General features: G+C 54.6%; 8 protein-coding genes and 1 tRNA gene. 2 read left to right on the top strand and 7 right to left on the bottom strand.

The genetic code is table 11. From position 1 onward, the window contains the following. Positions 1 to 58 precede the first annotated feature (58 nt). The gene (locus tag QXF46_02005; protein MEM0225630.1) at positions 59 to 2,389 is read right to left on the bottom strand and encodes a hypothetical protein; all 2,331 of its coding nucleotides are present in this window, start codon (positions 2,387 to 2,389) and stop codon (positions 59 to 61) included. Positions 2,390 to 2,447: 58 nt separating this feature from the next. Here QXF46_02005 and QXF46_02000 point away from each other — a divergent pair, with 58 nt between their 5' ends. Further along, positions 2,448 to 7,826 (top strand): FtsX-like permease family protein, encoded by a 5,379-nt coding sequence (locus tag QXF46_02000; GenBank protein MEM0225629.1) that lies wholly within the window; start codon positions 2,448 to 2,450, stop codon positions 7,824 to 7,826. On the opposite strand, the gene rnhB is transcribed toward QXF46_02000, so the two are convergent. From rnhB to QXF46_01985, 3 genes are all read right to left on the bottom strand, one after another. Beyond that, positions 7,809 to 8,435, bottom strand: a complete 627-nt coding sequence (gene rnhB, locus QXF46_01995; GenBank protein MEM0225628.1) for a ribonuclease HII — start codon at positions 8,433 to 8,435, stop codon at positions 7,809 to 7,811. The genes QXF46_02000 and rnhB overlap by 18 nt on opposite strands. Continuing rightward, positions 8,432 to 9,358, bottom strand: a complete 927-nt coding sequence (locus QXF46_01990) for a GNAT family N-acetyltransferase (GenBank protein MEM0225627.1) — start codon at positions 9,356 to 9,358, stop codon at positions 8,432 to 8,434. Before QXF46_01990 ends, rnhB begins: the two co-directional genes overlap by 4 nt. Before the next feature lie 71 nt (positions 9,359 to 9,429). After that, positions 9,430 to 9,533 (bottom strand) — tRNA-Ala (locus QXF46_01985). Between the two features lie 140 nt (positions 9,534 to 9,673). On the opposite strand from QXF46_01985, the gene ileS reads away from it, so the two are divergent. Beyond that, positions 9,674 to 12,895 carry an isoleucine--tRNA ligase gene (ileS, locus tag QXF46_01980; GenBank protein ID MEM0225626.1) on the top strand — a complete coding sequence of 1,074 codons (3,222 nt, stop codon included), beginning with the start codon at positions 9,674 to 9,676 and terminating at the stop codon, positions 12,893 to 12,895. Here ileS and QXF46_01975 read toward each other — a convergent pair. From QXF46_01975 to QXF46_01965, 3 genes are read right to left on the bottom strand one after another with little or no spacing between them, the layout of a single operon-like run. Further along, positions 12,839 to 13,429 (bottom strand): methyltransferase, encoded by a 591-nt coding sequence (locus QXF46_01975; GenBank protein ID MEM0225625.1) that lies wholly within the window; start codon positions 13,427 to 13,429, stop codon positions 12,839 to 12,841. The genes ileS and QXF46_01975 overlap by 57 nt on opposite strands. Then, positions 13,417 to 14,085: an ERCC4 domain-containing protein gene (locus QXF46_01970; GenBank protein ID MEM0225624.1), complete on the bottom strand. Its 669-nt coding sequence runs from the start codon at positions 14,083 to 14,085 to the stop codon at positions 13,417 to 13,419. Before QXF46_01970 ends, QXF46_01975 begins: the two co-directional genes overlap by 13 nt. Next, positions 14,086 to 15,234 (bottom strand): AAA family ATPase, encoded by a 1,149-nt coding sequence (locus tag QXF46_01965; GenBank protein ID MEM0225623.1) that lies wholly within the window; start codon positions 15,232 to 15,234, stop codon positions 14,086 to 14,088. It lies immediately after the preceding gene. Positions 15,235 to 15,533 lie beyond the last annotated feature (299 nt).

The raw sequence follows: 15,533 nt of genomic DNA, 5'->3' as shown, positions 1-15,533 counted from the left end.
AGAGTAACACTACAGTGCAGTTATAAATCTGCGTTCTGCAACAGCATCCTCAACACGATCATCCTTTAAGAATTCGTAAAATTTTAGGAAGAAAATAATAATAGTTATGTTTGAGAGATATTGCAATAACGTTAACTATTAATATGAAGGAAGCCGTAAAAAGAGTTACGTAATCCCCCCACGTGTTCAGTTCGTACTGAAGATGAAGCGTGTTCTCGCCCGAAGGTACAGCGACCTTGATGAATGGCACCCTATAGTTAGTGATGACTCCATCCCCCGGAACCCATACATAGGTGGGGATCTCAGGGTAATAGGATTCCACGTGCACAGGTTGACCGTTAACGTATGCCGTCCAGCCGGGGAAGTAGACCTGCCTTACCCTCACTACTGTGGCGTTGCCCGCTCGATAGCGCACGACTATAGAGTTTGGTCTTATCGTTACACTCACGATTTCGCCTTCGTCAATGCTTACGATCGGGTTGAAGGTCGTGGTTCTGAAAACGTGAAACGAGCCTCTCCTGTAAACATCCTCGAACAACTCAGGTCTCGCCCTTAGCGACGATGACAGCCTGTTATCAAATATCACGAAGTAGCTGATCCCCAACTGCTTCGCCATCTCGTACACTCTTTCAGGGTTTCTAACGAGCCATTCGATGGGTTGACCCAACAAATGGTCGGCTTCCGTGTTCGCGATGGGTTGAGTTATGTACCTAGTGCCAAACCCCCCTCCCACCTGCGGCACCCCAGTGATCATCGATGAGAGGTAGAAGTAGTGAGAAACTGGAAGTCGGCTCCAATCCCCAAGCTTCCACAACGTATCTAGGTAGAAAACATACGTGTTGTCAGGAACGTTGCTCCTGACCCACTCCATTACATCCACCATGTCGGCTATTCCCGGAAAGTCGGTGTCCATCTTGAAGCGCAGCGTGTCAGAGAAGGGGTAGTAGATGTCGGTCTGCGCGATGTGTGAGCCTAAGAGGGCCCATACTAAGAGCAGGAGCGAAAGACCAAATCCACCGAGCGCGAGCTGCGCAGCAGAGCCCTTAAGCCGCTTCGACGCAGCATAGGCTCTCTCCAGCACTGCAGAGAGGCCTAGCGCCGCAACGGTCAATGCGAGATAGCGGGCGAGACCGGCGAACTTGTAGTACGCATACCACTCGCTAAACGGTAGAATTCTGTTGAGATCGATGCTCCACCAAAGCACCTGGAATCGGTACGTGTCAGGGCCAGTAGCAATGGTCAGGAGCACTGAGGTGATGGATAGCAGCATCGCTGGGCCAGGCATCTGGCTGAGCGACGAAACTATCAGCAGAAAGAGGGCAGCGACAAGGAGCCTTAGGCCGAGGTAGCCGTCGTATGGGAATAGAGCTCCGATGAGCCACAGTAGGATAGATGAGATTACGGCAGTCAGCGTTAAGGGGAGCAGTGCCCGCTTAACGGTTAAACCGGAGAGCAGCAGAGATACTGCCGTGAACGCTAGAGGCAGCATCCCGAGAGAGGAGAGGAAGTGTAGGAAGCCCCAAGGGCCCGTATACCAGCTAATCGTTGGTAAGCTGTGATAGGTTGCGTTTGTGAGCAAGAGCGGAACCAGCCAGAATGCCAACAGGCCGAACGTGCCGGCTACCGTGGCTAGGAACGTGACAAGGACATGCAGACCTCCTCTTGAAGCTGCTAATACTCTCTTTCTTCCCGCACCCTCGGCAAGCATAACGCGCCGAACGGTATGTGCCGCTGCGGCAATCGTTTCGGCGATGAGGAGTGAAGCACCGGTCATGACGTGACTCAGAACTGCTCCTGCACCTAGCAGAGAGGCTAGGGATACCCTTTGGAGCCACGCTGCTCCCCGCTTGCCTAAGGCGCTCCAGTAGGCGGCCAAAGCTAGAAGTGCCAAGCCTATTCCCAGCCTGTGGGGCCACATACCGATGTAGTACAATTGCTTTAGACCAGCGTCGAGCCACTCCGACTCCCCCGGTAGAATCAGCAGGGAGAGTAGCGCTGCGAGAGTCGCTCCCGTGTAACCACTTCCCAGCGCTTTCGCGAGAGCGTAGGCGCCTACGGCCGGTAGCAAGTAGGTAACGACCAGGGCTATCTTATAAGCTACCAGTATATCGATAATGCCGGCGAAGGCTCGATCGATGAGCGCTACTAGTAGGTAGGCCCCCGGATTGTAGAACTGGTTAAAGACCCAACCGAAGTTGTTGTAGGGATCCCAACCCAGGATGCGGGGAAAGAAGTACCTCGAAGTAAGGTAGGAGCACACGAGGTGCGGTGGATGATCCCAGCCCGGAGGAATGCCGTCGCGGAAGAAAGTTTTGACCGATGCTATACCGAACATCAGCACTGCGCCCAGTGCTAGTGCTTCAAGCAGGACCTTGACCTTTACGAGCATCTGTTGGCGTCTAACATGCTTTCATTAAAGTTTTTATCCGACGCTCGTCGGTCTTCCGATGGGATCTTCAAGGATCGCGGCTTTGGCCAGCGCAGCCATCGTCGCTTTAACGATCTTCACAGTGATCTTGCCAGAGCTGAATAGAGGCATCGTCCTGGGTGAAGTGGGTGTCGTAGAAAAGGTGCTGGAGCACTTTGTTCAACCTGAGTTGTTCGCGACCAACCTTATCGATCTCAGCGGAGAGTGGCTCTACACGGTGAAGAGCTACGACGAGGGGGTCCTCGAGGAGCTCTTCAGGCCCGACGCACCGGTCGCTGACTGGAGGACAGTCACTGTACCCTTCACGCATGCCGCTACAGTCGCCAACTCGACTGTCTGGCTGAGGCGCGATTTTAGCTTGCCGGAGGGTCTGGGGGGCAACCGCGTCAGGCTGATTTTCCTAGGAGCGTTTTATCGCGCTGCGGTTTGGCTTAACGGCATCTACCTAGGTGAGCACGAGGGCTACTTTTCCCCCTTCTACTTCGACGTAACCGACCTACTGAATTTCGGCGGTTCAAACACTCTGGTGGTGTGCTTATCATCCCCGGTAGAACTTGATTTGGACAACAAGAGGGCTTTCATAGGTATATTCGGCGACGGGAACGTAAAGCCTTACCCACGCTGGGCGCTCGGCAAGCTGCCACGAAACTACGAGTGGTTTGTCCCGATAGGGCTTTGGAAACCGGTCGTTCTAGCCGTTAGTGGGCCCGTAGCGGTAAACGTTGTTCTAATCGACGCCGTACCTGAAGACAGTTCAGCCAGAGTCAGGGTTAGGCTCTACGTCTCCAACGTTGGGGAGCGTGCCCAATGTGTGCTTCGTTACAGTATTTCACCCTACAACTTCGAGGGCGAGGGAGTCGATGGGCAGTTAACCTTTGAGATCGGAAAAGATGATAGAAGGTGGATTGAGTTCGAAATCACCCTACGGAATCCAAGACTGTGGTGGACGTGGGATCAGGGCTTTCCACACCTTTACTCTTTCCGGTACGAGATACGCTCCAGGGACGGTGTCCTCATGGGCTCATCATCGGTACGGTTCGGGATACGGTCCCTGAGAGGCAGCGAGATCGTAAAGGGGCGAGCAACATTCGTGTTAAACAGCCGCCGCGTCTTCCTGAGGGGGTTTAACTACATCCACGATTTCTTCCTTGTCAACGCCTCGACGGACACCCTCTACCGGGATTTAAGGTCGATCGTAGACGCGCATGCGAACTTCGTCAGAGTCTACGCGCACGTGGGACCCACTGAGTTCTACAGTTTGGCTGATGAGATGGGCCTGGCCGTTCAAGCGGACAGCCCACTAATATGGGCCTACGCCTCAAGGCTCAGCGGTGCTGAGTACGGGCGTTTCGTTGAGAGCGCGCACCGTCAGATAGCGAAGATGGTACTACTCCTCTACAACCACCCGAGCGTTGTGATCTGGACTGTACACAATGAGCCTCCGTGGGCCTGCGAGTGGATGGGCGACCTCTACAGGCGTGGCGTGAATCGCGATCTTGACACCGCTCTGGCGGCTCTAATCTCATCGTTGGATGGTCATAGCCGACCCATCATCACGGGTGGTGGTTATGAGGATCAGCACGTATACCACGGCTGGTTTAGCGGCAGCTGGACGGACTTCCTCTACGACGCTTCAACCTTCCCGACAGAATTCGGGGCACAATCCCTGCCCTCTATCACCTCCCCCTTCTGGAGGATCGTAAATGTCTCGAAGTGGCCTATTGAAGAGGGGAGCCCGGAATTCTACGACCTTGTCTACCGAGGTCTGTATGCGCCGCGGGCATTCCAGCTCCCCTTTGGTCAGCCTCGCGACTACCCCTCGCTGGTCGATTACGTCGAAGCGAGCCAGCGGTACCAGGCAAATCTGCTGCGGATAGCTATAGCCAGGTACAGGGTCCTCAAGTTCAACGTGACGGCTGGAGCAGCTGTTTTCCTCTTCAGAGACTGCTTCCCGCAGGCTTCGTTCTCCGTTGTTGACTACTTTGGGATCCCTAAGCTGGCCTACTACACGGTCGCTGAGATGTTTAAACCCTTGAAGGTGATCGTCGCAATTGGTGGGGAGTTCGAGAGTAGGGGGGTTCAGGTCGTCTATAAGGCGAACTCCACTTTCAAGGCCGACGTATGGGTCGTAAATGACCTAGCCAACGAGACCGGAAGTGCGATGGTTAGGTGGAGGATGAGCGACGCCGTCAGTGGCCAACTGATAGCGGAGGGTGCTGTGAACGTTACACTCCCGGCAGCCTGGGAGCCAGCAAGGCTTGTTCAGAGCCTACGTATGGAGGCTCCCGCGTCCACCGAGGGGCTGAGGTGGATCAGATTTGAGGCCGAGCTGCTGCGCGAGGGTCAGTTAATCGACAAGGATGAGATCTACTTCGCCGTAGAGCCGCTTAGCAGGGTGGTTGTAAACCTGGAAGGCGTGGAGGGCCGATTAACCTTCTACGTAGCATCTGATAGATTCAACTTCTACGTGACGAGCGAGGGTGGGAAGCTAAGCTTCGCTGTATCAGCCGGCTCTAAGGTCACGATAATAGGCCCCCGTTTCGACGGTGCAACACCCTATACTCCCGTGAGAGTAGATCTTCCCTCACTAAACCCCGGTACCACGAGCCTCACAGTAAGGCTCGTAGAAGGTGCGATCTACACCGTAAGGCTACCCCTGCTCACTCCTCAAGTCGCGCGTACCCCTACTCTGCGGCTTCGAGTGGAGGCAGGGGTTCGCCCCGAAAGCCCGATAATCACGGTGTACGACGATCCTGAGCTCAGGGTGCTGCTCAATCTCCGCGGTAACGATTTCATCGTGCCGGCCGGTGTTCCCGTCACACTGAGCCTTGAGGTGGATGGGGCGATCGTGGTTCGAAGGGAGGTCGAGCTTGCGCCGAATGAACGTCTTGTCGAAGGGGTTTTCGCCTCGAGCCTGGCTCAGCAGTCCTTGGCTAGAGGTGAGAGGGAGATGCGCCAGGCCAAATCGATGCTCGCATCTCTCGAGCGACAGGGCTTCTACCTAGGGCTGAGCAAGCAGCTTCTCGATAGGGCTTCCAGGCTGCTGGAAGCTGCGGCTGATCTGATCGAAGCATACCCTGAGCGAGCCGCAGCCTCTATCGCGGAAGCGTCCCTACTGCTCAAGGGGGTAATGTCCCGGTTGAATGAGCTCAGGTCAGCCGCGCAGCTGAACTTACCCCTGCTTTTACTCATGATCATTCTCGTCTCGTTTGGCCTAAGCTCGCTTATCGTGGAAAACGAATCCGCTCGCCCTGCCGCGGGAACGCTCCTGCTAGTCGGATTGGGAGTTCTGATGTACTTCACTTACCCCGGTTTCTCAGGCCTCGGCTCAATGGAGCTCTTCATCGCTCTGTACGTTAGTTTCTTCGTGCTAGTCCTAATGCTCCTCCTCCCATACCTCCTTGAAGGCTTGAGAAGCGAAAAAGGGGTCCCTCTGCTGGCGGCTGCAACCTCGGCCCTCTCGATTGCCGCGCGTAACCTCAGGAGGAGAAGGCTGAGAACCTGCCTAACTCTCCTCTCAGTAGCCGCTTTCGCGCTCGCAGTTACAAACCTAACGTCCGTCAACTACTTCGTTAGCCTGCGCGAGTTGGTAACGACCGTCCCGCACCCCCAAGACGCTCCCAACGTTCTCGCTGCTTTCAGCGGAGGGGAACTGAGCCTGGCTGACATCATGTACCTCTCCTCTCAACCAGAGGTCCTACGGTACGGCTTCAAGGTGGAAAGCCGCGCGAGAGCGGAGCCTTACGCCGTTATCTCGGGGCGGCTGATACGCGGCTTTATAGGCTTTTACGGTTACACCCCGATAAGCTTGCCTCTTGTCACTCCTCCTTCACGTACCGGGCATCAGGATTTCCTCACCGTAGCCTTTGTCAGCTCAACGTTTGAGGGTTTGGGCGTTAAGCCGGGGGATGTGGTACAGGTGGGCGAAGTAAAATTGAAGATTATCGGCTTCTTCGATCCTGCGGAGCTTGGGAGGATCCGAGACGTTGGAGGGTACGACCTGCTCCCGCGCGTACTACAACCAGACGGCAGCGTCGGTGTTGCGCACCCCGACGAAGTCATCATAGTCCCAGCTCTCACGGCATTAAGGCTCGGAGGGTTCATTTCAAGGTTGTATGCGGAAGCCAGCAGCCCAGACGATCTCAGAGCGCTCGCTGAAAGACTGGCTCTACAATCGGACTACGTAGTTGTAGCACTCCCAGCCGGTGATTACCAGCGCGTTTACTTCACTGGGCCCACTATAGAGTACAGGGGTAGCGAAGCGATTCTCCCGGTAGCATTGGTTTTCATCAACGTAGCATCCGTAGTTCTGGCGTCTGTATACGAAAGAAGAGGCGAGATCGTCACCATGGCCTCGGTTGGCATGAATCCAACGCACATACTCCTGGTATTCCTTTCCGAAGCCTTGCTCCTAGGCTTCGTTGGCGGCTCGCTAGGCTACATAGTTGGCGTGTCGGCGTTCAGAGTGGTTCAGTGGGCTGGCGTAGCGCTACCGGTAGACGTTAAGACCAGCGTGTGGGACATGATGGGGGTTGTAACCCTCTCAATAACATCCTCACTCGCCGCCGCACTCGTTCCCTCGCTCAAGGCGTCTCAATACGTCACTCCGTCCCTCCGGAGGAGGTGGAAGCTTGAAGCTCAGGTTGTAGGGGGAGAATGGTACGTGGAAATTCCGATAAGGGTTTCGGCGGAAAGAGTAGCTCAGTTCGTGGATTACCTAGCTGAGAGGTTGAGAGAGGAGGAGCGCGGCATCGAGAGGTCCACCGCAAGAGTCGGTGCGAGCACTTCGATCGTAGATGGACGCACCCTCTACGAGGTATCCTTCACCTACAGCAGAGGAGGGGGGCGCCCCTTCACCGCAAGTGTAATCGCCGTGGTTAAGCCCGTTGGTCCCGAGTTCTACAGTGTCGCGGTTAAGGTTAAGCCTTTATCCATCTACAGCCGTTTCTACCAGAGCTACGTGCAAGAGGTGGTCGCATTTGTCAGAGGCATAGTGCTGGAGTGGGCATCGCTAAAGATCAGGCTTCTAGCCCCCGTTGGCGTAGACGTGAGTAAGGTGGTAGAGCTTGTGCGCAATTACCAGCCGCAGCTTGTTTTGCTAGCCACCAGGAGGGGGGATGGGAGGCTCGTCCGCGAGCTGCGGAGTAGGCTGCGGGCTCAAGGGTTAAGGCCTCCAGCCACTGAGGTTATTGCTGTAAAGAGCGACAGTCTTGACGGGTTAGTGGAAGAGCTGAGATTACTAATATCGAAAGCGGATATCGTAGCGCTGGACTCAGACGACGGATTGCTTAGCGCTGCTCTCGCGCTGGCTGCAGCAATTGAAGGCAGGAGGGTGGCGGTGATCAGGGAGGGCCGATTGGAGGAGGTCAGTGTGGACAGGCTACTCAAGCTTCAGTAGCGTCTTCCAGCTCCTCCTCACTATGGGGGGTAGCTCTCGCCTCTCTCTCAAGTACCTTAGGAGGAACCCTCTCGTCTTTGGATCGGAGGGATAGCCAGAGCCAAAATCTCCGTACACCGCTTTCAGATCGTTGATCAGCCTTTCTCGCTCAACCTTTGCGATTACAGAGGCGGCTGCAACATGCACGTATGTATCCTCCGCTTTATTCGAAGCTACGACCTCTACTTTCCGCTTCAGATGCCTACCAACGAGCTCTGCATAGCGCTTAGGTAGAGGATCCGGTGAGTCTAAGTAGACCCTGAAGACCGGCGATACCAGCTCGTTCACGAGCTCAGCTGTCACTATGGCCTCGAGCTCGTTTAACCCCCTCTCCAGATTCTCGACAGCCCAATCGATTTCCCAGGGCTCTACAACCCTAGTCTTCACCTCCAGCGCTACGTTCCGTATCAGCTTTGACAGTTTAAGCCGCTTATGGGGGATCAGTTTCTTTGAATCCCTCACAATACCCCTAAGCGCCGAAACCCCCCTTTCGTCAAGGACGACGCAGGCCACCACTAGAGGGCCTATCACGGGACCGCGCCCGGCCTCGTCCACTCCAGCTTCGATCAAGCCAGCTCTTTTGCCATTACGTTGAACAGCCTTATCTTCGTAACGCCAGGTACCTGTGCGTAAAAAGTGAGGTGAAGCGTCCAAGGTATAGTCGCAACGCGAACCCCCTCTTCACGCATGCGCTCCAGACTCCTAAAAAGGAGCACGGTTCCAAGCCCCCTCCCCCTCACGCCGGGATCGACTCCGATCGGTCCAAAGAAGTCGGGCCTCAAAGCACCGTATACAGAGAAACCGGCGATGACACCATCCTTCTCGGCGATCAGTACACCACCCTCCTCAGATCGCATCGCCAGTTCAGCCTCGATGCGCCAAAACGGAGAGAAGAAGCGCTCAATCCATTCGTACAGCCTATCCTGATCCTGAGTTGTGGCCTCCCTAAGGATGAACCCTTGCTGCTTTAATTCAGATTCAAGCTTTTGAACCCATGAGGGTGTTCTGTACTTGGACATGTCAACCTCGTAGTTCACAGCTTCCCCAACCTTCCTGTATCCAAGATGTTCAAGCAAAGCTCGCAGCCACTCGTACTCTAAATCGATGCCGGGCGACAAGTACCAGCTTGCGTAATCGGACACCCTGACCATTCTCGCACCGCTCCTGCGAAGCTCCTCCTCCAGTACAGCGGTAAGGTTTCTAAGCTCTGCTGTGTGATCTGGAGGGCAGGCGAGAACCTTTATCCAGGCGATCTCCCTCTGTTTATCAACCATGCTTGAGGGCTCCTTAACCCTTCTGATGCCCATCGCTGTCGCCACAACCTTGCCATTCCGCAAGCACACTAGCGAGAGCTTTGGATCAAAGTTAGGGTCATCAACTGTTAAGAGGCGGAAGAACCTTCTATCAACAAAGTCGTTAAAAAGGGCCCTATTAATCAACTTTCTAACCTCATCGTAAAGCCCGGGATCTTCGCTCAACGATCTTACGTCCACATGGTAGCGCAGCTCAACATTCTAAAAAGGTTGTTGGAAGCAGGAAACTAGTGTGGGTTATCGAAGAAGCGTGGTGGACCGGCCGGGACTTGAACCCGGGACCTCCCGCGATCTCGGCCGCTCATTTGAGTCGAGCTTGCGAAGCGGGCGCTCTCCCAGTCTGAGCTACCGGCCCGATTGAGCCGGAGAACTGGGGGGTAAATTCTTTGCGCACAGTTGCTGCACGCGAAAAGTTTTTCAAATTAACCTGCTCACGATGCCCGGTGACCCCCATTATCCGCGGTGGAGATTAAATGGCGCAACAAAGGGGGTGTTGTGGCTGAGCTAAACCATGTGAGAGCCCTCGCCCAGGAGTTTAGGCCAAAAGAGTACGAGCGGCAGGTGCTCGAGTACTGGAGGCGCGAGAGGATTTACGAAAGACTTCGCGAAGCGTTGAAAGGGGGGCGCAAGTTCTACTTCCTCGACGGCCCCCCGTACACTTCAGCTGACACCCCGCACATCGGTACACTTTGGAACAAAATCCTGAAGGACGCTATCGTCAGGTTCCGGCGAATGCAGGGCCTGGCTGTTGTCGATACCCCAGGCTACGACTGCCACGGGCTACCCATCGAGGTTAAAATAGAGCAGGAGCTGGGCTTTAAGTCGAAGAAGGATATCGAAGTTTACGGTATCGATAAGTTCGTGGAGAAGTGTAAGGAATTCTCCATAAGAAATGCTCTTTCCATGTCGAGGTGGTTCGAAGAATTCGGGGTTTCGCTACGCTGGGATAAGCCGTACATGACGCTTGACCCCGAGTACATTCAATCGGCTTGGTGGCTTGTTAAGAGGGCTGAGGAACAGGGATTGCTGGAAAGGGGTTTGAGGGTTGTGCACTGGTGCCCCAGGTGCGAGACCGCCCTTGCTGACTACGAGGTGACGGAGTACAGGGAGTTGACTGATCCATCCATCTACGTTAAATTCCCCGTGAAGGGGAGGGCGAACGAGTACCTGCTCGTATGGACTACCACGCCGTGGACTCTCCCAGCCAACGTTGCTGTAATGGTTCATCCCGATCTCGAGTACGTGTGGGTTGAGGTTGGCGGCGAGCGTCTGCTGCTAGCAGAATCTAGGCTGGAAGCGGTTATGCGTGAAGCTAACATTGCTGAGTTCAGGGTTATCAAGCGAGTAAAGGGCAGGGAGCTGCTCGGGCTCGAGTATGAGCACCCGTTAGCCGACCTCATTGACGCGCAAAAGGGCATCCAGCATAGAATCGTTCTCTCTAGCAAGTACGTGAGCGCAGAAGAAGGAACGGGGCTGGTTCACTGTGCCCCAGGGCACGGTGAAGAGGATTTCGAAGTGGGGCTCGAGTACGGGCTACCCGTTGTTATGCTAGTTGACGATACGGGTGCTTTCACAAAGGAGGCGGGCAAGTACTCCGGAAAGAGTGTAAGAGAGGCTAACGCGGAAATCGTATCTGACCTTAGAGCTAGAGGTGCATTGTTCATGGAAGGGGGGATAAGTCATCGATATCCGGTATGCTGGAGGTGTAAGACGCCGCTAATACTGAGGGCGACTCAACAGTGGTTCATACGCGTACGGCACCTGAAAAACCGCTTCATAGAGGAGGCCGAAAAAGTACGGTGGTTTCCAGAGTGGGCCGGCTCGGCTCGCTTTAAGAGTTGGGTTGAGGGGTTAAGGGACTGGGTTATCTCGAGGCAAAGATACTGGGGGACGCCCGCTCCAATCTGGTTGTGCGAGCGTTGCGGCGGGAGGATTGTAGTCGGGTCGCTGAAGGAGCTTGAGTCTCTCGTCGGGCGGGAGCTGAAGCTGGAGGATCTTCATAGGCCATGGATAGATGAGATCGCTTTCGGCTGTCCGCACTGCGGTGGAGTGATGAGGCGCGTATCGGATGTAATGGATGTTTGGCTCGATTCGGGCGTAGCGTTTTACGCCTCGTTAGGCTATCCGAGCGATAAGGAAACTTACGAGAGGATGAGACCCGTAGACGTGATAATTGAGGGCCATGACCAGATAGCAGGGTGGTTCTTCTCGCTGATGCGATGTGGCCTGGTAGCTTTCGGCACAGGGCCTTACACGACAGTGGTGATGCACGGTTTCATGCTCGACGAGAGGGGTAGGGAGATGCACAAGTCCTTGGGTAACTATGTGGCACCAGAGCAGGTACTTGACTTCGACAAGGGCAGTAGGGACGTCTTCCGCTGGTACGTGTTGAGAAATACTCCGTGGGAGGACATGAGGTTCTCCTGGAAGGCAATGGCCGAGGTCTACGATGACATGAACATCCTGTGGAACGTGTACGTCTTTGCTTCAATGTACATGAGTATCGATCGCTTCAATCCGAAGGAGCACCCAATTGAGAAGTACCTCGATCAGGCGCGTCCGGAGGATAGGTGGCTACTATCACGGATCGAGAAGCTGACGGCCAACGTAACGCGCTGGCTGGATAACTACGAGACGCATAAGGCGGCTAAAGCTCTTCGCGACTTCATAGTCGAAGACGTTAGCAGGTGGTACATCAGGCTTATCAGGCCACGCGTGTGGATTGAGGAGAACATTACGGACAAGCTCTCAGCTTACGCAACGCTTTACTATGCGTTGAGGAAGTTTTTAGTCCTCGCGGCGCCCTTTATACCGTTCACAGCGGAACAGATCTACCTCGAATCCTTCCGCATGCGAGATGATCCAGATAGCGTCCACATGCTGCCATGGCCAGAAGTAAGGGAGGAGATGATCGACGAGGAGCTTGAAAGGCAGATGGAGATTGCCAGGAGAATTGTCGAGCGAGCTGCCGCGGCTAGGATGAGGGTGGGCGTAAAGCTCAGAGTTCCGCTCCCCCGCCTATACGTTCTAACAGATGACCCAGAAGTGGCTAGCTCGGTCGCGAGGCTCAGAAGGGTAATAGAGTCCCAGGCGAATGTAAAGGAGGTTAAAGTACTGCCTGCTGAGAAGAGATCCGAGTTCGTTCGGCTTGAGATGAAACCGGTACTCAAATCGATAGGCTCATTCTTCAAGTCGGACTCTCCGCTCGTTTTAGAATTGCTTAAAAACGCGGATGCGAGAGAAATCAAGCGCGAGCTCGAGGTATCTGGTGTGTATTTGCTAAAATCGCGGGATGGTAGAGTCTTCGAGCTTAAGCGCGAAATGGTCGAGTTCGAGGAGCGGTGCATCGAAGGCTTCGTGATGGAAAGCTTCGAGAAAGGGGACGTAGTAATCGAAGCGAGGCCCGGACTAGAAGAGCTTAGGGAAGGACTTGCTAGGGATGTTGTGCGAAGAATCCAGTTCATGAGGAAGATGGCCGCGCTCCCCGTGGAAGCGATCATAGAGGTGGAAATCTACGCACCTCCCGATATTCGCGAGCTTCTAGCAGCGAAGATCAACTACATAAAAGTCGAAACCAGGGCTTCTGAGGTACGCTTCGTTGAAGATAAAGAACTGGTTAATGGGACCCTAATCCGCGACTGGGATCTTGAAGGCTCCAATCTAAGGGTGGGCATCATCTACACGGGTCACCCGTCTCGCACACAAGACAAGGAGTAGCTCCTCGAAGAGGCCAACATGCATCGCCCCTATTAAACTTACGATGTTACCCGCCGATTTTAACACCTCAAGAGCGCTTCTCCAGTTTGACAGGCTAGAAAGGAGAAACACTATCACACCTAGCCTTTTGAGACGCATCAAGGCTGATCTAGCGAACGCCAGCGGGACTTCTATGCCCGTAGGGCCGCCTGACCATCGACTGTCCCCCTCCTCTGGGAGGTATGGCGGGTTAAACGCGACGAAGTCGAACACTTCGCCTACCCGCACGGCTTCTAAACGATCGCAGCAGATAACGTGAATTGCGTGATCTAGCCTTCTGCTTTTAGCACGTTGCCAAGTGGCCTGGGCGGAGGCGTAATCCACGTCTGTGGCGACGACTTCAACGGCGTAGGTTGCTAAAGCCTCCGTGACAAAACCTTTACCGCAGCCTATCTCGGCTGCCAAGGCTGTGCAGGGGGTCAAGCAATCAACTCCCCTAGCTAAGAAGAAGGTATCCTCCGCTGGCTCGTAAACGTCGCTCTTTATCCCGCGCATTTTTCGGCGTGAGGATGCAGAGTGTCGAGGACTTCGATTATTTTCGCTATACGGGCATGGCCTAGCCCTTTAATTCTCCTCAACTCTGAAGGAGTGGCCTTGAAGAATCGGCGTGGGGTCCTAAAGTGCTGAAGGATTCTCTCTGCTAGCTCCCTATCGATGCCGGGTATTGAAGCTACCATGTTAAGCTGTACGACCTCTATGCTGCTGCCGTCCCTCTTGACGCTTTTCAGTGGGAGCTGCTCGCTTACGCGACCTTTGGTGCCTGCCGAGAGCGTATAAAGGCAGTAGATCACGCGAGCTGTTTCGAGGTAGCTAGTGGTGGAGAGCACGGTTACCCCCATGCTCATCACAGCTGCTAGCGCGCCGTAAACCTGTGGGTAACTAACTCTGCGAAACCTCAACGTTTCAGCGAGCCCCCCCTCCACTATCAGTACAGGTTTTCCATAGGCCCTTTTAAGCCGGCGCACCTGTTCGAACAATCTCTTATCAATGATTGAGGATACGAGATCGTTGCTGCTTTTCCTCTCAATGCATACATCGCTGCTAACCAAGTAGTCGCCGACGTCTAAGCTCTTGAACTCTAGCGGGGAGCCCAGCTTTATCAGCGCTTCGGGAACTCCGCTACCCCTTTCCCTGTAATCGACGATTATCATTTAGATCCGCCCGGTTATCGCAAGCCCTCGTTCAATATCCCTCAACGCTTCCTTTAGCACCTCCAAGTTGAGAGAGGGGGTTGGTGCAACTCGCGCTGGGCCTTCGGCCATGAGAGCACCCAGATCGATTAAGCGTTGCACCATATCTTCAAAACTCTCGAGGCTTCCAGCATCCAAGCCGTAGCTCTCCGCGAGCGCTGTGTACTCTTCCCACAGCTCGCTGAGGCGGGCGTAGGGCCTAGCCTTAACGAGCTGCAGTGCAGCATAAAGTAGCAGTTTCTCGCGGACCGTCAATGACCCGATATCGGCCGGAGCTATGAAAGCTTCCACGTTGCGCAGAGCGTCGAGCACGTGCCTTAAAGTAACTTTGCCGGCCCCCTCCTGCTCAGCGAGCACGCCTGCATAAAGAAGCGTGTCGAGAGCCCTCCTGACATCACCCGACATGTAGGTATAAGTGTAGTCGGCTAACCACTTGAGTACGTCGTCTCCAATAACGCCGCTCGCGAAAGCCTCTGAAGCCCTGAAAGACAGGATGTCGAAAAGCTGTTCACGCGAGTAAGGTGGATACCTGACAATCAGGTTTCCTAGCGAACTGCGCTCAGCAGGTTCTAGCAGTTTCAACCAGTCGAGCCCGCGCGCCACGAATACGATGGCCATTGGTACCAGCTTGGAGGTCACCTCGTTAAGTCTGACCAGTGCATAAAGCACGCTGCGAAGCGAGCTTCTCGCGTGGAACTCTATCTCGTCGAAAGCCAATATAGCGGGGAGTCCGCTCCTCCTAAGCACGTTTGTGACCTCCTTCAGCAGTTCTTGTCCACCGATGCTCCTAGAGGCAGGCATACCTGTTAGCTTCTCGTACATGGCGGAGAATAGCTGAAAAGGCGTTTCCCCCTCGATCCTCATGTTCACGTGCACGAACGCGTGCTCCCGCCCTTCGGCCATGAGGGATCGATGCAGAAGGATTATACTCGACGTCTTCCCGGTGCCAGTTGGACCCACAAGCATAACCGTACGAAGGGTTGTAGCATCACTCTCCAGCACGTCAAAGATGAACTTCCTCAGAATACTTAGCTGGTAGTCGCGGTGGGGCAGCCTCCCAGGCACATGCCTGCTCGATAGCTTCTCCCTATCAATGAATATGCCGCCCATACCCCGACTAATCGCTGGGTGAGCATTAATAAACGTAAACCGTAATACATTACACCGAAAGTATTTCTGATACACTTTAAGCCTCCCAGAACAACACTTGCGCGACTCCACACACCCCCTCCGCTGAGCGCTCACAGGTTTCCTAGGCAATGGACGCTCAATGAGTTCTGCTGCACAAGCAGGTGGCGACCAGGGACAACGGGATTCATGCATAAGCTGCGATGCGGGCAGCGCGGAACCCTTAATAGGGGTACCGGGAGAGTCCTTCTGGGATGAGGAAGCCGCTCCAGGGTGTGTGA

It is taken from the genome of Thermofilaceae archaeon (assembly GCA_038731975.1).
Lineage (GTDB): Archaea > Thermoproteota > Thermoprotei > Thermofilales > Thermofilaceae > JANXEW01.
The sequence above is the reverse complement of the archived record's forward strand: the minus strand, read 5'-3'. Positions and strand labels throughout refer to the sequence as shown.